General features: G+C 38.1%; 18 protein-coding genes. 16 read left to right on the top strand and 2 right to left on the bottom strand.

The genetic code is table 11. From position 1 onward, the window contains the following. The first annotated feature begins 439 nt into the window (after positions 1-439). The 8 genes from AC1DFT_RS12555 (at position 440) to AC1DFT_RS12520 (ending at position 7,155) form a co-directional block, all read left to right on the top strand. Positions 440-790 carry a cupin domain-containing protein gene (locus tag AC1DFT_RS12555; RefSeq protein ID WP_478159091.1) on the top strand — a complete coding sequence of 117 codons (351 nt, stop codon included), beginning with the start codon at positions 440-442 and terminating at the stop codon, positions 788-790. A gap of 40 nt (positions 791-830) precedes the next feature. Then, positions 831-1,862, top strand: a complete 1,032-nt coding sequence (locus tag AC1DFT_RS12550; RefSeq protein WP_478159090.1) for a TRAP transporter substrate-binding protein — start codon at positions 831-833, stop codon at positions 1,860-1,862. A gap of 75 nt (positions 1,863-1,937) precedes the next feature. Next, positions 1,938-2,465, top strand: coding sequence for a TRAP transporter small permease (locus tag AC1DFT_RS12545; protein WP_478159089.1), 528 nt, complete (start codon positions 1,938-1,940; stop codon positions 2,463-2,465). Next, positions 2,465-3,757: a TRAP transporter large permease gene (locus tag AC1DFT_RS12540; protein ID WP_478159088.1), complete on the top strand. Its 1,293-nt coding sequence runs from the start codon at positions 2,465-2,467 to the stop codon at positions 3,755-3,757. The genes AC1DFT_RS12545 and AC1DFT_RS12540 overlap by 1 nt, the downstream gene beginning before the upstream one ends. Positions 3,758-3,797: 40 nt before the next feature. After that, positions 3,798-4,544: an IclR family transcriptional regulator gene (locus AC1DFT_RS12535; protein WP_478159087.1), complete on the top strand. Its 747-nt coding sequence runs from the start codon at positions 3,798-3,800 to the stop codon at positions 4,542-4,544. 16 nt (positions 4,545-4,560) lie between these two features. Next, entirely contained in the window at positions 4,561-5,442 is an 882-nt protein-coding gene (locus tag AC1DFT_RS12530; RefSeq protein WP_478159086.1) for an HpcH/HpaI aldolase/citrate lyase family protein, read from the top strand. A 21-nt stretch (positions 5,443-5,463) separates the two neighbouring features. Beyond that, positions 5,464-5,940: a MaoC family dehydratase gene (locus AC1DFT_RS12525; RefSeq protein ID WP_478159085.1), complete on the top strand. Its 477-nt coding sequence runs from the start codon at positions 5,464-5,466 to the stop codon at positions 5,938-5,940. A gap of 63 nt (positions 5,941-6,003) precedes the next feature. After that, positions 6,004-7,155 (top strand): CaiB/BaiF CoA transferase family protein, encoded by a 1,152-nt coding sequence (locus AC1DFT_RS12520; RefSeq protein WP_478159084.1) that lies wholly within the window; start codon positions 6,004-6,006, stop codon positions 7,153-7,155. A gap of 380 nt (positions 7,156-7,535) precedes the next feature. On the opposite strand, the gene AC1DFT_RS12515 is transcribed toward AC1DFT_RS12520, so the two are convergent. Then, positions 7,536-8,423: a LysR family transcriptional regulator gene (locus tag AC1DFT_RS12515; protein WP_478159083.1), complete on the bottom strand. Its 888-nt coding sequence runs from the start codon at positions 8,421-8,423 to the stop codon at positions 7,536-7,538. Positions 8,424-8,565: 142 nt separating this feature from the next. Between AC1DFT_RS12515 and AC1DFT_RS12510 the strand changes: the two genes are divergently transcribed. The 7 genes from AC1DFT_RS12510 (at position 8,566) to AC1DFT_RS12480 (ending at position 16,189) form a co-directional block, all read left to right on the top strand. Beyond that, positions 8,566-9,990 carry an MmgE/PrpD family protein gene (locus tag AC1DFT_RS12510; RefSeq protein WP_478159082.1) on the top strand — a complete coding sequence of 475 codons (1,425 nt, stop codon included), beginning with the start codon at positions 8,566-8,568 and terminating at the stop codon, positions 9,988-9,990. 54 nt (positions 9,991-10,044) lie between these two features. Next, positions 10,045-11,082 (top strand): TRAP transporter substrate-binding protein, encoded by a 1,038-nt coding sequence (locus tag AC1DFT_RS12505; RefSeq protein ID WP_478159081.1) that lies wholly within the window; start codon positions 10,045-10,047, stop codon positions 11,080-11,082. Between the two features lie 89 nt (positions 11,083-11,171). Next, positions 11,172-11,678: a TRAP transporter small permease subunit gene (locus tag AC1DFT_RS12500; RefSeq protein WP_478159080.1), complete on the top strand. Its 507-nt coding sequence runs from the start codon at positions 11,172-11,174 to the stop codon at positions 11,676-11,678. Continuing rightward, on the top strand, positions 11,671-12,969 hold the full coding sequence (locus AC1DFT_RS12495) for a TRAP transporter large permease (RefSeq protein ID WP_478159079.1): 1,299 nt from the start codon (positions 11,671-11,673) through the stop codon (positions 12,967-12,969). The genes AC1DFT_RS12500 and AC1DFT_RS12495 overlap by 8 nt, the downstream gene beginning before the upstream one ends. Before the next feature lie 25 nt (positions 12,970-12,994). Continuing rightward, positions 12,995-13,789: an enoyl-CoA hydratase/isomerase family protein gene (locus tag AC1DFT_RS12490; protein WP_478159078.1), complete on the top strand. Its 795-nt coding sequence runs from the start codon at positions 12,995-12,997 to the stop codon at positions 13,787-13,789. Positions 13,790-13,831: 42 nt separating this feature from the next. Further along, positions 13,832-14,986: a CaiB/BaiF CoA transferase family protein gene (locus tag AC1DFT_RS12485; protein WP_478159077.1), complete on the top strand. Its 1,155-nt coding sequence runs from the start codon at positions 13,832-13,834 to the stop codon at positions 14,984-14,986. Positions 14,987-15,022: 36 nt separating this feature from the next. Continuing rightward, entirely contained in the window at positions 15,023-16,189 is a 1,167-nt protein-coding gene (locus AC1DFT_RS12480; protein ID WP_478159076.1) for an acyl-CoA dehydrogenase family protein, read from the top strand. A 150-nt stretch (positions 16,190-16,339) separates the two neighbouring features. Here the strand turns inward: AC1DFT_RS12480 and AC1DFT_RS12475 are convergent, their stop codons facing one another. Beyond that, positions 16,340-17,197: a LysR family transcriptional regulator gene (locus tag AC1DFT_RS12475; protein WP_478159075.1), complete on the bottom strand. Its 858-nt coding sequence runs from the start codon at positions 17,195-17,197 to the stop codon at positions 16,340-16,342. Positions 17,198-17,375: 178 nt separating this feature from the next. Between AC1DFT_RS12475 and tcuA the strand changes: the two genes are divergently transcribed. Beyond that, entirely contained in the window at positions 17,376-18,884 is a 1,509-nt protein-coding gene (gene tcuA / locus AC1DFT_RS12470) for an FAD-dependent tricarballylate dehydrogenase TcuA (protein ID WP_478159074.1), read from the top strand. The last annotated feature ends 37 nt before the right edge of the window (positions 18,885-18,921 follow it).

The raw sequence follows: 18,921 nt of genomic DNA, 5'->3' as shown, positions 1-18,921 counted from the left end.
TGATGAAGCGTAACGCATATGGTTTTCGTCGCTTCGATCACTTTCGGGCAAAGATTTTATTAAATATAAAGTATAAAGAAATAGGGGTTCATCTTGGTTAAGGGCTGGGTGAAAATCACATCACCCCAACATTTGACGTTGAACCAAAAAAATATAAAAAGTATCTTTTCTATCCAATTACTTAAAAAAACATTATATTAATATCATTCTGAAAATTACAAAAAAATATATTGCGAAAAATAAATAGGTATGTTAAATTATTCTTAACAAGTGGAATGGTATTCCGTATAGTGGAATGAAATGCGAAGGGTAATATTTTTTAAATATTTGTTTCCAAAAACATGTAAGCGGATTCAAATGTTGTAATTTATTATTTTAGAAATAAATTACTATGCTTATACCTTCTATTTAATAGTGATTGATGAAAGGGGTTAGAAAGATGAATTATTGGAAAAATATAAAAGATGTAGAGGCATACTCGCCACCAGGACATGAGGGAACGTTTAATCGGCGTCTTGTTGGTCCTGAGGAAGGCATTGAGCATATGGAAGTTATTATTGGAGAAATGGAGCCAGGAGGATTGGCAGATCCTCATCTCCACGAGGATATTGAACAAATTATGTACATTTTAACTGGCAAGATGCACATTATTATCGAAGACAAAGAAACAGTTTTGACAGAAGGCGATGTCGTGTGGATTCCGAAAAAGGCTATGCATGAAGTTCAAAATGTGGGAGATACAAATTTAAAATTTGTCCTAATGTATTCCCCACAAAAAGTAAAAGTATAATAGAAACTTTTCGGCATAATACAAATTGAGGAGGAGAATTATGAAAATGAAAAAGGTTATATTATTCCTTTTATTTACCGCATTATTGGTTATCTCTGCGGCTTGTGGAAATACATCTGCTAATGGAACAGATGAAACAATTAAACTGAAAATAGCTGATTCACTTCCTACAACGAATTATTTGTCTTCTGAAGGTACAGTATTTTTCATGGATCGGGTAAAGGAACTGACCGACGGAAAAGTGGAGTTTGAATATTATCCAGCAGAACAAATAGGGAAAGCAAATAGTTATCTTGATTTGACATTATCGAAAACAATTGACATTGGATATACGTCCTATTCTACTGATCGCTTACCTTTAACGGAGATTGCAACATTACCAGGTGCCTATGGTTCAGCGCAAGAAGGCTCTACAATAATCTGGCAGCTTATGAAAGATTATCTTGCAGAAGAGGAATATTTGAAGAATGGTGTCCGCCCGCTTTATGCAGTTGCACTACCTCAATATCAATTTGTAACAGCCAAAAAACAGATAAAAAATATGGAAGATATTAAAGGATTAAAAGCACGTGTTACTGGCACAATGGAACTTGGTTTTGATGAACTTGGTGCATCGCCTGTATTTATGCCAGCAACTGAAGCATATACAGCAATGGAACGTGGAACGGTTGATGGGGTTACGTTCCCATTTACCAGCTTTGCTCCATATCAAATTGAGTCAATCGCAAAGTATTCAACTAAAGGTGCTAATCTAGGAAGCTTTACTGTTGTGTATTCTATTAATGAAAAACTATATCAAGATCTACCAGAAGATGTGAAAGAAGCGTTAGCGCAGGCTGGTGATGAGACTGTCGAGCATCTTTCGAAGTACCTTGATGAGAAAAATGAGGAATTAGCAAAGCAGTTCTCGTCCAATGTTGAAATCTATGAACTTAGCGATAAAGAATCAGCGGAATGGGATAAAGCACTTGAACCAGTATGGGATCGCTGGGCGGCAGATTTAGAAAAAAGAGGATTTAATGCAAATGAGACAATTAAGAAATATCGTGAGTTAAGAGAGAGTTTGAAGTAACGTATTAAGTATCAGAATCAGCGGCCAAAGGGAATAAATCTACAGGCCGCTGTTCTATTGGGGAAGGTGAAGTAAATGGAAATAATCGAAAAAGGGTTTGGCAAATTAGAAGTGTTCTTTTTGAGACTTTCACAAATTGCGCTTGTGATTATGATGATATTAACAACTTTTGATGCACTTAGTCGTCACCTCTTTAATAAATCAATAACCGGTGCTTATGAAGTGACGGAAATGTATTTAATGGTTATTCTTGTATTCCTCAGTATGAGCTATGTGCAAAAAGTAGATGGACATATTAGACTTGACATTATATTCGAAAGGTTATCAAAACGTGTACAAGACGTATTGAATATCATATTTTATTTACTGGCCGCGGCTATGATGTTTTTCATTGGTTATCAAGGATTCAACATGACAATTAGTGCATTGCAAAATAATCTTATTGCATCTGGACTAATCAATTTCCCATTATGGTTATCTTATATTTGGATACCTATAGGTTCATTTTTAATAACAATCCGACTAATTCTTTTAGTCATCTTACTTGCTCTTGGTAAAGATACTCATTCTAATGATAAAAAGACAGAGGAGGTAGATTTATAATGACTGTTGCTATACCACTAATCTGTCTTGCTTTGTTTCTTGCATTTGGTATGCCCATTGCTTTTGCATTGGGAATCTCAGGTTCTATCGGTCTACTAATGTTCAGTGGTTGGGATGCATTTTTAGGAATTTTACAAACAGCACCATATGATAGTGTGAAAAGTTTCCTAATGAGTGCCATCCCGATGTTTATTTTGATGGCGGCTTTCATGACAGTGAGTGGAATAATGAAGGACCTATTTGAAGCAGCATATAAATGGCTTGGTAAACTTCCAGGTGGACTCGGAATTGCTACGGTATTTGCTGGTGCTTTGATGGCCGCTGTTTCGGGTTCGAGTCAAGCTTCTGCGGCCGCTATGTCAAAAGCAGTTGCGCCAGAAATGAAAAAGTATAAGTACAACACTGCTTTTACAATGGGTGTAATCAGTATAGCGGGAACGCTTGCTGTTATGATTCCACCGAGTATTATTCTAATCCTCTATGGAATATTAACAGAAACTGGCGTAGGTTCATTACTTATAGCAGCGGTTATTCCAGGTATAATTACAGCAATTGGTTACATAGTGGTCATCTTTATTTGGGTAAAACTGAAACCGGAGATTGCACCTAAAATTGAGATAAATCCAACAATAAAAGAGAAATTTGCATCATTGAAAAATGTTTGGCCAATGCTTGTAATTATTATCGCTGTCATTGGAGGAATTTACAGTGGATTTGTAACAGCGACTGAAGCGGGAGCACTAGGTGCTTTTATTACATTAGTAGTTGTTTTTGTTATGGGACGAATGAATCTTAATAAATTTGGTACTGCTTTGAATGACACAATTAAATCAACGACAATGATTATGACTATCATAATAGGGGCACATATCTTTAGTTATTTCCTGACTATGACACAGTCGACTCAGAAAGTCGTGGCGTTAGTAGAAGGAATGGAAGTCTCTAAATATTGGATTCTTGCTATCATCATCATTATCTATTTGGTTCTCGGTTTCTTCATGGATCAGATTGCTATATTAATTTTAACCTTGCCTCTTACTTTTCCAATTATTGTATCTCTGGGATTTAATCCTGTCTGGTTCGGTATTATTGTTACAAAGACAGTTGAAATTGGTCTTGTTACTCCACCTGTAGGGATGAATGTCTTCGTCGCTACTGGAGCAGCCGGCATTAAAACAGCAGAAGGATTCAAGGGCGTAACATGGTTTGTACTTATGGATATGCTTATACTTATATTATTAGTGATGTTGCCGTTTATTACTTTATGGCTTCCAGGATTTATGATGAAATAAAATTAGATTTAAAGGCTTTAGATAGGAAGGAAATTACCATATGAAATCAAATGTTATCTCTAAAACATTTTTACTTCTTCGTGCTTTTACCGATGGACAGAGCGAATGGGGAGTCAACGAACTGGCAAGGTTTTTGGAGATGCCAGTCAGTAGTACACACAGAATGATTTCAACGCTTAAGGATGAAAGTATACTGGAGTATTCAGATGTAACTGGAAAATATAAAATAGGTGCAGAGTTTATTCGAATGGCATCGATTATTTCAACAAATGTGGATGTGAAAARGGTTGCTCGCCCTTATTTGGAAGAGCTTGCAAAAAATCTTCATCATTCTGTTTATTTTAGTCTTTATTATCCAAAACATCAAAAGCTTGCATTTGTTGATAGCATCAAAAGTTCTTCTGCTTTACAGTATGTGCTTGAGATTGGGGTTTTACAGTCGATACATGTTGCAGCAAGTGGTAAGAACATACTTGCACATTTAAGTGAGGCGGAGATAGAGGAAATTTTGCAGAAGGAAGTAGATTCTAAGAGTGAAAAAGAGCTCTTAATAAAAGAAATGAAGAAAGTAAAGGAACAGGGCTATGCAAAGACTGCAAATGAACGAAAAGAAGGAGCACTAAGCATAGGGGCTCCTGTATTCGACGCAAGTCGAGAAGTTATTGGGAGCATCATTTGTGTTATACCAATTGGAGACTATAATGACAGCCAGGAAGAGTTCTTTATCCAAACGGTCAAAGAATCGGCGAATGATATTTCCTATTCATTAGGTTATCCCAAAATATAAATATTGGAGAGATATGATGGAGATTTACCGTACATTATTATTTGTTCCGGGTATCAAGCAGAACTGGTTTGACAAGATTCCATTCTACAAAGCTGACGGCATTATCTTGGACTTGGAGGATAGTGTTCCCATCCGTTTGAAAATAGAAGCACGTAAGTATGTTGCTAATGCCGTTCCTTTGCTTTCTTCTAAGGGTGTGCATGTGTTTGTTCGTATCAACAAAGGTATAGAGGAATTTGACATAGATGACCTGAAAGCAATTGTTATACAAGGGTTAACTGGTATCGTTCTTCCAAAACCTGAAGGACCAGAAGAAATAAGGAAATTATCCGACTTGGTCGAGAAGTTAGAGGTGGAACAGAGCATACCAATTGGAACAATTGGGTTCATTCCAATTCTTGAAACCGCTAAATCTATGCACCTTGCATATGAGATAGCTTCTTGCGATAGAGTCATAGGAATAACGGGTTTAAGTGCTAAAAATGGTGATGTTGCAAGGGCACTAGGATATCAATGGACATCGGAAGGACTAGAGACTCTATATTTAAGGTCAAAGGTTGTTATGTCTGCGCGAGCAGCAGGTGTTTCGCCTATTGGAGGGCTTTGGCAAGATGTTCATAATCTAGAAGGGTTGAAAAAGAACGCAGCATTCAATAAACAATTAGGGTTTGAAGGCGAACTTGTGTTACACCCATCAAACGTACCGGTTTTAAATGAAGTGTACTCACCATCTGAGGAAGAAATCGCTTATTATAGCGGTATGATAAAGACTTTTGAGATTGCAGAACAAAATGGAGAGACGGCCATAATGTATGAAGGTGAGCACGTCGATTATGCTCACGTGAAAACTGCGAAGGCAGTTTTAGCTACTGTAGATCGAAAGGTTAGGTCAAAATAATGCATACGGGGAGGTTTGCGAATGTTGGGTGGCAAATATTTTGAAGAGTTGGTAGTTGGGGAGACATTTAAGCACAAACCAGGTAGAACTGTGACGGAAACGGATAATTTACTATTCACTACTTTGACTCATAATACACAATCACTTCATTTGGATGAAGAATATGCAAAGAATACAGAACATGGCGGGCGTATTGTTAATAGCCTTTTTACTTTATCATTTGTAGTTGGAGTTAGCGTAGGTGATTTAACGGATGGAACAACCCTAGGTAATCTCGGATTTGAAGAAACTGTTTTTCCAGCGCCAGTAAGGATTGGCGATACCTTGCGTGCAGAAACTGAAATCGTCGGAAAACGTGAGTCGAAGTCACGCCCGACTACTGGTATCGTCTGGTTTGAACACCGTGGATATAACCAAAATGGTGAGCTTGTTGTGAAAACGAAACGAACAGGACTAATGCTAAAACTACCTGTTGAAACTTCTATTATTTCAAGTTAAATTTCAACATATCGATATAGATTTTTTGGGAATATTAATAGTTTTGGAAAGGGGATGGAGAGGATGAGTGGACCATTAGAAGGTATCAAGGTATTAGATTTGACTTCGGTTGTGATGGGACCATACTGCACCCTCATGTTAGGGGATATGGGAGCAGATGTCATTAAAGTGGAGAATCCGTCAGGGGATACAACTCGATACCTTGGACCATCAAAGAATAAGGGAATGGGCAGTCTTTTTCTTCATTTGAATCGAAATAAGCGTAGTGTCACATTAGATTTGAAAAGTGTAGAGGGTCGAGAAATTCTTATAGAACTTGTCAAAGAGGCGGATGTTTTCGTCCATACAATGCGTCCGCAATCGATGGAAAGATTAGGGTTGTCCTACCAGGAATTGAAGGTAGTAAACAGACGATTAATCTATTGTGGTATGTATGGCTTTAGTAAAGAAGGACCATATGGAGAGCGTCCGGCGTATGATGATATCATCCAAGGAGCATCTGGGATTGCAGCGGCTCAAGGAGAAGTTGCAGGGGCTCCTCAATATTTGGCAACTGTACTAGCAGATAAAACAGCTGGCTTAGTGGGTCTTAGCTCGATATTAGCTGCAATCTATCGCCGTGAATTGAGCGGAGAAGGTCAAGAAATCGAAGTACCGATGTTCGAGACGATGGTTTCGTATACAATGATGGAGCATATGTATGGCAAAACGTTTTCTCCACCAATCGGTCCAACATACTATTCTAGGGTTACTTCATCCTATAGGAAACCATACAAGACGGAAGATGGCTATATAGGTGTAATGATTTATAATGATAAACAATGGCAGTCCTTTTTTCAGGTTTCAGGGAGAAGCAATCTACAGGATGATGTACGTTTCAGCGATATAACAGAACGAACCAAAAATATTGATTTCGTATATGGAACTATCGAAGAGATCATTGCTACAAAAACCACGGATGAGTGGTTGAAGATTCTTAATGAAGCAGACATTCCTTGCACGAAAATAAATACACCCGATTCTCTTTTTGAGGACCCGCATCTTCTTGCTACTGAATTCTTTAAGAATACTCAACACCCGACAGAGGGAGATATCTGGGAAATGAAGTTCCCGGTGAATTTTTCGGGGACTCCTACTTCTATTCAAAGWCATGCTCCGAACCTGGGAGAACATAATGATGAAATAAGGAGAACTACCCAAAAAACGGTAAATTGAAAAATATAGAAAACTACCGTATATATATAAAATCTAGTACTTATAAGTATATCGTACTTTAATGATATTTGCGTATAAGTTCAAAACGGAAGAAGCAACCTGCAAAATGCCTGCTTCCTCCTTTTATTTTCAAACAATCAAAGTAAGGGTATGGATGGAATGGTAAATAAATTCATAACGAATCATATGGGTTATTCTATCCGGGATTAGTAAATTTTCTTTGCTGTGGCAAAAACATAAGAATCCTTAAGTTAGAAACGATTCTATACAATTCACAATAAAAAAACGCTCTTGAGAAATTATAACTTTTCAAGGGCGTGTTTTTATTCAGCATATAACAAGTTAGAAATGGAAGGCTACATCGCTAATAGAGCTGTTGTTTAAATATACAACTCCCGCATCGTATCAATAAAAGCTCGCGCAGCTTTTGAAAGATACCGATTATTTTTGTATGCCATAACAATTTCTCTTTTAGGGTTAATGTTCTCTGCCTTGATGGGCAAATAGATGGGTTTGTCTGTAGGTTGAAATTCGTTCACAACCATTTTGGGGATGAACGAAATTCCTACTCCGGCGGTAACAAGGGATTGGCAAGTATAAATATTGGTACTATCAAAAACAATCTTAGGTTCGAATCCGGATTGTACACATAAATCATAGGTGTTTTTTCGGAAGTAGTAGCCTTCTTTAATAAATATGAAAGATTCCTCTTTGCAATCCTTCAAATCGACTTCTTCATGACTTGCTAACCAATGATTTGGAGAAACAGCGAGTAAAATATCTTCTTCTAAAATAGTTTCTTTCTCGAGTCCAACATTTGAAATTGGCATCGACATCAGCGCTATTTCTAACTGACCACGTGAGATCATTGATTGTAATTGGACACTTGTATCTTCGATTAGTACAAGTTCAATACCTGGAAAACGATCCTTAAATGCAGAAATCGTTTTAGGGAGTAGGAAGGCTCCCGTGCTTGCTAAACTTCCAATCAGCAGCTGCCCCTTTTTCATTTCCGCTACGTCTATAATTTCAGATTTTAGTTGTTGAAATTGATCGATAATTTGTAGAGCATGAGAAATGAACACCGTTCCTGCATAAGTAGGTGACACCTCATTTTCTCTATGAAATAGTTGTATCCCCAATTCTTTTTCTAGTTTACTTATTTGGTAACTTAAAGAGGGCTGTGCCAAGTGAAGTTTTCGAGCTGCCTTTGTAAAGTTCTTTTCGTCGGCCAAGGTTATCACATAGTTAAGTATTTTCGGTTCCATCCTTACCTCCTCTTAGCTATAGTTTTTTTCTATAAGTATTATTCAAACTATATATTAGACTAGTCGATTTTTCAATGTTATAAATATACTTACAATTCAGAATCTAATAGTTGGGATGAATTATCAATGAGGGGGCTAAAAGGTGGCAGAAAATTTTTTGGAACAAATGGCTGATTATATAAAATCAGTTACTTACGAAAATTTGAATCCTGAAATCATTGAAATATCTAAACTTGCAATGATCGATACAATGGCAGTTGCATTGGCGGGATGGAACGAACCAAGTGTGGAAGTTGTCAAAAGAACTTATATGAATAAGTCCACAAATAATGCAATGGCTTCACTTTGGGGAGAATCCGAACAAGTTCCATTGGAATATGCAGCTCTTATAAATGGGACGGCAACGCATGCGCTAGACTTTGATGATGTGACGCCAACCGTTTTGGCACATCCTAGTGCACCAATAGTGGCATCTATTTTCCCATTAGGGGAATATTTGGGGAAATCTACGAAAGATGTCTTGGCTGCTTATGTTGTAGGAACAGAAGTCATGATCACTGTAGGTAAAGTGATGGGCTTCCAACATTATGGTCTTGGTTGGCATGCTACTAGTACACTTGGAACGATTGGAGCTACAGCGGCTTGTAGTTTACTCATGGGATTTGATAAGGAAACGTTACAAAATGCTATTGCCATTTCTGCGTCCATGGCAGGCGGGCTTCAAAAGAACTTTGGAACAATGACCAAGCCTCTTCATATAGGACTAGCTGCACAGCATGCCATACAGTCTGTTTTACTGGCAAAAGAAGGATTAACGTCAAATAAAGAGATTTTTGAAGAGAGAGGTTTTTTTCAAGCCTATACAGGTAATAACTCCTTTGAACATTTGAAAGACATAAGATTTGGTGGGCAACATGACTATGAGGTTAATGGATTAAGTGTAAAAAAATTCCCTTGTTGCTATTTGACCCATCGTTTTATAGATGGAGTGTTGGAGATAAGAAAGGAAAATAATCTAACCCTAGACGATGTGGAAAAAATAAATGTGTCGGTTCCGCCAAATGGATTGACAGCACTTATTCATCATCAGCCAACAACCGGTCTACAAGGAAAGTTCAGTGCAGAGTACACTTGTTTAGCCGCTTTGGAAGATGGAGAAATTCAATTGAATTCATTTACGGATCCTATGGTGCAAAGAGAAAAAATACAAGAGTTACTCGCTATCGTCCAACTATCAGAATATGAAGGAGAAATCACAGATCCCGAGGAAATTGAAAAGCTACCAGTGTATGTGTCCGTAAAAACAAAAGAAGGTCGTGTAATTGAAAAGGTAGTTGCGCATGCACCTGGTTCAAAAGGCAAGCCTATGAATTTAGTAGAATATGAAGCTAAGTGGTCAGATTGCCTGACTTTTGCTTTAGATCATCATGTAGACGGTAAGCAGAAAAATAAAATCGGAAGTTTGTTTCAACAAGGACTAGAAATGGAAAATTTACATTCTATAAAAGAGTGGATTGTAAATATAAAAGATTTCATGGGTGAAAGAGAGGAAGAGCATGTTATGTAATTCGTCAATGGGAATAAATGAAAGCGTTACCATAAAAGGGGAGGTAGAAAGTTTATGAAGAAACTCGTATTTATCAGTTTAATTTTATTGACGATTTTAGCTGGCTGCGGAAAGGATAACGATTCTGTAGCTAAAGCGGATGATACAAAAGGTCAAAAAACACAAACAGTGAAAATTGCTTATAACTTGCCAAAAGAGCATGCAGCTGGTGTGTATTTTGAAGTGTTGGCAGAAGAAATCGAAAAGAAAACGAAAGATACTTCTATTCATTTAATCCCGAGCACATTTCCAAATGGACAGCTTTATAATGATACACAATTACCAGATGCGCTTGCAACTGGTGGTGTTCAAATAGGACAGATTACAACCGGTTTCCTAGCTGGTGGGGAGGCAAAGCCACTACAGGTTACGGATTTGCCTTTACTTTTTAATTCGTGGGAGTCTATGTGGGCAGCTGAAGACGGGGAGTTTGGCGATATATTCGATGCCCAATTTGAGAAATTAGGCATGAAATTAGTTGGATGGCCAGCTTATGGGACAGTTGAACTCTATGGAAATAAACCAATCAAAGTACCAAAAGATGTTTCAGGACTGATTATGAGGGGCTTTGGTCAAGGTGCTTCTTTGATGTTGGAAGAGCTAGGTGCATCACCTGTCAGCATGAGTTCACAAGAAATATATCAAGCACTTGAGCATGGAGCGATAGATGGCTTCACTACGGGACCGTCTTCTGTTATAGAACGAAGCTTATATGAAGTAACGAAATATGGAACAGATATGACCTTATTAAGTCTTTCCTTCCAAGGTGCGACAAACCTTAACTGGTGGGAATCCTTGCCGGAAGATGTGCAACAAGCAATAGACGAAGCTTCCAAAATCGCGCAAGAAGCTTCCAGAAAAGAAGCGAAGGAAAAAGATTTGATCTACAAAGAACAATTGACTGAGCATGGAATAGAGCTATATACACCATCTGAAACGGAAATGGCCTTATGGAAGGAAGCAGCATCTCATCGTTATAAAGCATACGTGGAATCATCAGGAGAATTGGGCAAAACATTAATGGATTTAGTAGAGAAAGCAAACAAACAATAATCTGGATTAAAAGGACATAGGTTGAATCAGATGGCTTATGTCCTTTTGAAAAATCTGAGAAGAGTTGGTGATTTGTAATGAGGGGTGTATTGAAAGGCATTGAATACGTACAAAAAATGATTATTTATTTGTTAGCTATTTTGATAGGTTTGCTGGCAATTATCGTTTTTTATGAAGTAGTTTCCAGGTACGGATTTAGATCTCCAACGATTTGGACAAATGAAATATCATCGTATCTTTTACAATTTATCGTTTTCTTTTCAATGGGTTATTTACTCATTGAGGACGAACATCTTAAAGTTACTTTTTTTCTCGACAAGTTAAAAGGCAAAGCAAATAAGACTTTACGAATAATTAATGTGTTATTAGTAATCCCCTACGCAAGTATATTACTCATTTATGGGTGGAACATTACAGCCAGTTCCTATGAGCGGGGATCCGTTTCTCCTACATTACTTTCTATCCCTTTATGGATTCCTTATTCATTTATTTGTATAGGTGGTGGACTTTTAATAGTGGCTGGGATTGGAACTGTGTTGAAAATCATCAATGAACCAGATGAAGTAGCGACAAAGGAGGCGAAATTAATTGATTAGTACAAGCGCCATATTGATCTTATTAGCAGTCCTTTTTATTGCACTATTTTTAGGTGTTCCGATTGGTTTCGCACTCGGTTTGTCGGGCGTAATTACGATCCTGTTTTCAGCTGATACACAATATTTGATCCAAGTGCCAATTACATTGAAAAATACTTTATCAGAATTCGTTTTTGTTGCTATCCCCTTATATATCGTTATGGGGAATCTAATGTACCATGGCAAAAGTGGAGAGCGAATTTTTGCTGTAGCTCATCACTTACTTAGAAAGGTGAGAGGGGGAGCGGGTGTAGCGAGTGTTGCGGCTTACACTTTGTTTGCTGCCATTGTTGGTTCTAGTATGACATCTGTTTTAACAATTGGACGAATCGCGATACCTGAAATGTTAAAACAAAACTATTCAAAAAATCTTACGTATGGTCTTTCGGCACTTGGAGGGTCCTTGGGTATTCTCATTCCCCCAAGTATTCCCTTAATCCTGTATGCATCTTTAAGTGGCTCATCACCTGGTCGTTTATTCATGGCTGGAATTATCCCGGGTTTGTTGATAGCTATATTGCTATCCATTTACACCGTTATTAAAGCACCTAGTCTGAAGCTTACAACTCAGGAAATTAAAGAAGATTTTATTCCCGAAAAAGAAAATACGGGTATCTATTGGAAAGCGATTCCTGATCTTTTACTACCCGTATTTATATTAGGCGGTATTTATGCTGGTATATTTACCCCTACGGAAGCAGCTGCAGTTGGAGTAATTTACGCTCTTGTAGTTTCGACTGTCTTACACCGGACGCTTCCTATTCGGTTGTTTCCCACAGTTTTCATTGAATCAGTTAAGACGAGCGCGATGTTGCTTACTGTAGTAGTTGGGGCAGTTGTTTTTGGATCTGCACTAACTCTTCTAGGAATGCCGCAGTATTTGGCTAATTTTATCACTGAACTTTCTGTAGCCCCTTGGGTTGTTATTTTAATCATGAGTCTCATCTGGTTATTGATGGGCTTTTTCTTAGAAGTCGTTTCCATTCTATTGATCACAACACCAATCTTCTTTCCGATTGCGATGAGTCTTGGATTTGATCCAATTTGGTTTGGAATCATCATGGTGATCAATATGGAACTTGCGGTTATTACACCGCCAGTTGGTATGAATTTGTTTGCCATTAAAACATTAGTACCAAAAGAATCGATGGGAACCATTATAAAAAGCGTATTGCCGTTTGGATTAATAATCATTTTTGTATTAGCTTTAGTTTGGATATTCCCGGAGATTGCACTTTTTATAGTGCGGTAAAAAATTAAAAATGGAGGAGAAACGTATGAAAAATTGGAACACGATAAAGCTTTTAGATCAACATAAAACTGAAAATGTATATATATTACAACTAAATCGTCCTGATTCTATGAATGCATTAAATACACAGATGGGAACTGAGTTAATAGAGTGTCTACAATATTTGGAGACACAAAAAGACCTTCGAGCATTGATCTTGACCGGAGCCGGTGAAAAGAGCTTTTGTGTTGGAGGAGATTTAAAAGAAAGGAAAGGGATGTCCCAAGAAGACTGGAAACTGCAGCATGATATTTTTGAAGAAGCCTATGATGCAATTAGAAATTTTCCTTTTCCAACGGTTGCTGCCGTTAACGGTTTTGCACTAGGCGGAGGATTGGAAATGGTGCTAAGCTGTGATCTTTGTTATGTAGCTGAGCATGCAAAGATGGGATTGCCTGAAGTGAAGATTGGCATTATCCCAGGTGCTGGTGGGACACAGCTCTTGCCAAGAACAATCCCGATAAAAATAGCAAAAGAATTCTTATTTTCGGGAAAACAAATGACTGCGGTAGAGTCACGTGAACTCGGTCTTTCTAATGGTGTTTTTCCAAGTGATCGTTTACTGGAGGAAACATTGAAAGCTGCAAAATTAATCGCAAAAAATGCCCCACTTTCATTAAAAGCATTGAAACAATCAATCGACAAAGGGATTCAAACAGATATCGATAATGCATTAACTATCGAACTAGAAGAATATTATAAATGCGCGAATTCGCAAGATAGAGAAGAAGGAATACTCGCATTTAATGAGAAGAGAGAGCCAGTTTGGCAAGGTGTTTAGGTGATTTTCAAATTTCGATAAAAAATAGAAAGGGGGAGCTCGATGTTACCGCTAAAAGGAATTACAGTCGTTTCTTTAGAACAAGCAGTAGCTGCACCCTATGCAACTAGGCAATTGGCTGATTTAGGAGCACGCGTTATTAAAGTTGAAAGACCTAGTGGGGATTTTGCTAGACAATATGATGAAACAGTGCACGGAATGTCCAGTGCCTTTGTTTGGTTAAATCGTTCGAAGGAATCGTTGATACTTGATCTAAAAGAAGCGGAAGGAAAAAGAGTTTTGGATAAGATGCTCTCCGAAGCGGATGTGTTCATTCAAAACTTGGCTCCGGGAGCGATAAATCGACTTGGTTTCCATCCAGAGGAATTAAAGAAGAAATACCCGAAACTAATCATTTGCGGAATCTCTGGATACGGCACAGATGGACCTTACAAAGACAAAAAAGCCTATGATTTACTCATACAATGCGAGGCTGGACTAATGTCCATAACAGGTACAGAAGATACACCATCAAGGGCAGGAATTTCAATCGCGGATATTGCAGCAGGAATGTATGCCTATACAGGTATTTTAACTGCATTGTATGTAAGAAAGGAAACAAATAAAGGGGCAATACTCGAAATTTCCATGCTAGAAGCACTGAGTGAATGGCTAGGTTATCCACTTCTTTACTCTGAATACGGAGGCTCAGATCCGAAAAGGACTGGCTCAAGCCACGCAGCAATTTACCCTTATGGCTCATTTGAAGTAAAGGATGGTGCCCAAGTATTTTTTGCCATTCAAAATGAACGAGAATGGAAACAGTTTTGTGAAAAACTCATAAAGAGTACGTCTCTAACAATTGATCCACGTTTTCATACAAATAGTGGTCGTGTCCAACATAAAGAAGCCTTAAAGGAAATAGTAGAAGATACATTCAAAAACGCAAGCGCCGAGGAAATTATTATCCAATTGGAAGAAGCTAATATAGCTAACGCACAGTTAAATACTTTAAAAGAGGTTAACAACCATCCCCAACTAAAATACAGGCAACGCTGGAGGGACATAGATTCTCCAGGAGGAGCAGTAAAAGCACTTATACCACCTGTAACATCAAGGGAATTTGATATTGTGATGAACAKGGTTCCTGAATTAGGTGAACATACAGAAGCGATATTAAAAGAATTTGGTTTCCAGCAACAAACAATCAGAAGCTAATAACTTTTCAATTAACTGATCGGAGGAATGGTTCATTTGGTAACAGCAAAAAGTTCAATCGAGGAAATCGAGCTAATTAGAAAAAGTATTCGTACATTATGTGAGAAGTACCCGGAAGATTATTGGAGAAAAATTGATGAGAAAAATGAATATCCTAAAGAATTTATTAAAGCGTTAACAGAAGAAGGATGGCTCTCCGTTTTGATACCAGAAGAATACGGAGGTGCTGGACTTGGCATTGCCGAGGCAAGTATCATTTTGGAAGAAATTAATCGTTCCGGAGGGAATGGAGCGGCGGGTCATGCTCAAATGTACACGATGGGGGCACTACTTAATCATGGAAGTGAAGAACAGAAACAACGTTTTTTACCGAAAATCGCATCGGGTGAATTAAGACTGCAAGCATTTGGCGTAACCGAACCAACTGCCGGCAGTGATACGACTAATATTATAACAACAGCTGTCCGCCAGGGTGATAAGTATATTGTCAATGGACAGAAAATCTGGATTTCGCGTACTAAATATTCAGATCTAATGCTTCTATTGGCAAGAACAACACCAAAGGAACAGGTTGCCAAAAAGACCGATGGATTAAGTCTATTTATCCTAGATATGAACGATCAAAAAGATAATATTACCATTCGTACAATCGATACGATGGTGAACCACGCAACAACGGAAGTCTTTTTTGAAAATGTAGAAATACCGGTAGAAAACTTGATTGGTGAAGAAGGTAAAGGATTCCGCTATGTATTAAGTGGCATGAATGCCGAGCGAATTCTAGTAGCTTCCGAAAGTATTGGAGACGGCTATTACTTCGTAGATAAAGCTGCCCAATATGCGAATGAACGAGTCATCTTTAATCGCCCAATCGGTCAAAATCAAGGAGTTCAATTCCCAATTGCCAAAGCCTACATGAATATTGAAGCAGCAAAGCTTATGCGGGATAAAGCGGCAGCCCTATTTGACTCCAATCAAAAAGGGGGAGCAGAAGCAAATATGTCAAAATATTTAGCCTCTGAAGCATCGTGGGAAGCTGCAAATGCCGCTATGGATACTTATGGCGGCTATGGATTTGCATCGGAGTATCATATTGAAAGAAAGTTTAGAGAAGCACGGTTATTTAAGATAGCACCAATTTCCAACAACTTAGTTGTCAGTTTTGTTGCGCAGCATGTATTAGGTTTACCACGATCATTTTGATATTTCATTTAACAAGAAGCGGCCAAAAGAATTTTGGCTGCTTCTATCTTACTTTCCTTGCTATCATGTGTCTCAGTTTATAGCGGTGCTTCCCTGTCTGCCACAATATGAGGGGCAATTAAGTCTGACACAGGGACGCTAGAATTTTCCCTATCTTGATTCCTCCAAAAAATCAATAAATGCTTTTACTTGAGCTAATTCCAAGGTAACATCTCGATAAAATATCCACGTATTTCTTTGTAAAAACCTTTTATCATCTAACATAATAGGTGCTATATACAATTCCTCATCATGCTTCAGACAAATCTCTGGCAGAATGGCATATCCTAGACCATTTAGTACAAGTTCCTTACATGTATCTATTCGGTCTACTTCCATCGATATCATAGGCGGGACTGTATACGTTTCCTGCCACCAGTTTTCAATTGTATTTTTTAACGATTGGTCTGTCTGATAGTTCACCCTTGGTAGGGAAGGTAGATCGTCAAAGTTTATTTTTTTGCTGGAAGCGATACAAATCTTTTCTTCCCGTAATAATATTTTATTCTCCTTCCAACTATAGTCACCCCTTACAATCCCAAGATGAGATTCTTCTTTTTGGAGCATCTGATGAATATCGGAACTCCATCCTGTTTTTAAATTAACCTCGACTTCTGGATATACATCTAAAAACTCTTTTAATATGGTTGGAAGTTCGTATCGGGCAAATAGGCCAGACACAGCTAATCGCAGCGTACCTTTTACGGTGCTGTCCATATTTAAAATATGTTCTTTTGTTTGGCGTAGTCGGTGAATCATGTCATGCGCGTATTGGACAAGAAATTCTCCTTTTACTGTGAATTCGACTCCTTTTTTTCCTCTCGAGACAATCTTTGCATCGAATTCTTTTTCCATCTGCTGTATTCGATATGTTAAAGCTGGTTGCGAAATATAAAGTCGTTGTGCTGCTTTTGTTATATTCCTCTCCTCATAAAGCGTGGTTAAAATAAGCCAATCTTTTTCATCCATAATTGCTCCTCCATTATTCAGAAAGAATATTCAATCAATTAATTTCATCATATCATTTGTGTGTTTATTAATAAATTTTTTTTATGGATTCAAATAAAAAAACGATATTATATTTATCCCTCATTTTACTTTACTATAACTTTAAAGAGTTACGATAACTTATATAGGGGGAATCGGAATGTCACATACACAAAGTTACGATGTAGTTGTAGTTGGAGCGGGGAATGCAGCATTATGTTCGGCAATCGCAGCAAAAGAAGGCGGTGCAAATGTTCTCGTACTTGAACGAGGTCCAGTGGAAAAGCGTGGAGGAAACTCATTTTTTACAGATGGAGCGATTCGTGTTGCTTACCATAATTTAGATGCTATCCGAAAGGTCATTCCAGAATTGACGGACGAGGAAGCTGAATTGATCGTAATGCCCGAATACGGTGAAAAAGATTACTACGATGATTTGATGCGAGTTACAGGTTGGAAAAGTGATGTGGGACTTGCCAATCAGCTAGTTTCTAAATCGTATGAAACGATTGCATGGATGCGAGAACAAGGGATCAAATTTGAACTAAATTATGACAATCAATCCTTTATACAAGATGGTAAACGCCATTTTTGGGGTGGTCTACCTATAAAAACGGAAGATAAAGGCGTTGGACTCATGAAGCAACTTTTCGCGAGAGTCAAAGAGCTAGGCATTGATATCTGGTATGAATCACGTGCAGTGAAATTAATCAAAGAGAACGACCAAATTACGGGCATTGTTGTGGAAAAAGACAGCGAAGAGATAAGGGTAAATACTGCAAGTGTCATATTAGCTTGTGGAAGTTTCGAGGCAAATAAGAAATTGAGAAGCGAACATATCGGTAAAGAATGGGAAGCCGCAATTGTCCGCGGAACTGAATTTAATACAGGTGACGGTATTTTTATGGCTTTAGAAGTTGGAGCTCAAAAGTTTGGGGAATGGTCCGGCTGCCATTCGATTGGGACAGATTCTAATGCACCGATAGTGGGGGATTTTACGAAACCGGGCGATATTTTTAAAAAGCATTCGTATCCTTACAGTATTATGCTGAATAACGAAGGAAAACGTTTTGTAGATGAAGGAGCAGATCTACGGAATTATACCTATGCCAAATATGGTCGTGAAGTATTGAAACAACCCGGTCATGTAGCTTATCAAATTTATGATGCACAAGTACGTCCGATGTTGCGAAAAGAATATGATTTGGAAGAAGCGACTTTCTATCAAGCAGATACTCTTGAAGAGCTTGCGAATTTATTACCGGTAAATCAAAACCAATTCCTAGAGACAATCGAGGAGTATAACAAAGCTGTCCAAGCAGGCGATTACAAACCAGCGGAGAAAGATGGAAAAGGAACGAAAGGAATTACTCCACCAAAATCGAACTGGGCACTCCGAATCGAACAAGGCCCATTCTATGCATTCCCTGTAACATGTGGTATCACATTCTCGTTCGGTGGATTGCACGTAGATACATCGGGAGAAGTGTTAAATAAAGAAGAACAACCAATTAAAGGACTGTTTGCGGCTGGTGAAATGATTGGTGGGATCTTTTACGAAAACTATCCAGGTGGGTCTGGTTTGATGTCTGGTGCTGTTTACGGTAAATTAGCCGGTACATCCGCTGCGCAGTTTGTATTAGGTAAAAATGCGGAGCTAGTGAACTAATTTTGTACGAATAGAATTCTCCCTGATTTTTGTGTCG

It is taken from the genome of Psychrobacillus sp. 05T411, from assembly GCF_056396485.1.
The sequence above is the reverse complement of the archived record's forward strand: the minus strand, read 5'-3'. Positions and strand labels throughout refer to the sequence as shown.

Bases quoted from the DNA above. Each gene is read 5' to 3' on its own strand.
- AC1DFT_RS12555 (WP_478159091.1), top strand. From the start codon at position 440: ATGAATTATTGGAAAAATATAAAAGATGTAGAGGCATACTCGCCACCA.
- AC1DFT_RS12550 (WP_478159090.1), top strand. From the start codon at position 831: ATGAAAATGAAAAAGGTTATATTATTCCTTTTATTTACCGCATTATTG.
- AC1DFT_RS12545 (WP_478159089.1), top strand. From the start codon at position 1,938: ATGGAAATAATCGAAAAAGGGTTTGGCAAATTAGAAGTGTTCTTTTTG.
- AC1DFT_RS12540 (WP_478159088.1), top strand. From the start codon at position 2,465: ATGACTGTTGCTATACCACTAATCTGTCTTGCTTTGTTTCTTGCATTT.
- AC1DFT_RS12530 (WP_478159086.1), top strand. From the start codon at position 4,561: ATGGAGATTTACCGTACATTATTATTTGTTCCGGGTATCAAGCAGAAC.
- AC1DFT_RS12525 (WP_478159085.1), top strand. From the start codon at position 5,464: ATGTTGGGTGGCAAATATTTTGAAGAGTTGGTAGTTGGGGAGACATTT.
- AC1DFT_RS12515 (WP_478159083.1), bottom strand. From the start codon at position 8,423: ATGGAACCGAAAATACTTAACTATGTGATAACCTTGGCCGACGAAAAG.
- AC1DFT_RS12505 (WP_478159081.1), top strand. From the start codon at position 10,045: ATGAAGAAACTCGTATTTATCAGTTTAATTTTATTGACGATTTTAGCT.
- AC1DFT_RS12490 (WP_478159078.1), top strand. From the start codon at position 12,995: ATGAAAAATTGGAACACGATAAAGCTTTTAGATCAACATAAAACTGAA.
- AC1DFT_RS12475 (WP_478159075.1), bottom strand. From the start codon at position 17,197: ATGGATGAAAAAGATTGGCTTATTTTAACCACGCTTTATGAGGAGAGG.
- tcuA (WP_478159074.1), top strand. From the start codon at position 17,376: ATGTCACATACACAAAGTTACGATGTAGTTGTAGTTGGAGCGGGGAAT.